The organism is bacterium, from assembly GCA_026414725.1.
In the GTDB taxonomy this organism is placed as follows: domain Bacteria; phylum Ratteibacteria; class UBA8468; order B48-G9; family JAFGKM01; genus JAAYXZ01.
Genome location: JAOAIL010000057.1, coordinates 348 through 693, shown reverse-complemented (window position 1 = coordinate 693; position 346 = coordinate 348). Strand labels below are relative to the sequence as shown.

Annotated in this window: 1 protein-coding gene; it reads left to right on the top strand. The window is 24.9% G+C overall.

Going from position 1 to position 346, the window contains the following annotated elements; translation table 11 throughout:
• Window positions 1-70: 70 nt before the first annotated feature.
• On the top strand, window positions 71-346 hold a 276-nt coding region (locus tag N3D17_07815; GenBank protein ID MCX8083268.1), incomplete at its 3' end, for a hypothetical protein.

Below are 346 nucleotides of genomic sequence, written 5' to 3'. Positions count from 1 at the left end.
CAATTGTTAACAATATAGGTCTTTATACTTATAAAGTAACATTCAAACTGGAAAAGAAAATTTGAGGAAAATGAATTTAAAAAACCGGTTAAAACAGACAGGAGAAAAATTTTATAACTTTTATATTTCCTACTGGCTATATCTATGGATTATCTTCATTTTAACGCTTTTGAATTTTAATTTCCTTATTATAAAAAAATTCCCGCCACCTCACAAAATCATAAACTATATTCAGGGAATTTATCTTGGATTTATAACTTTTTCAATACCTTTTTTATGGAATGCTTATAGTAGAATACTTGAAATTAGTAAATTAACAGTAAAAGAAATTGAAGGGATATTAAAC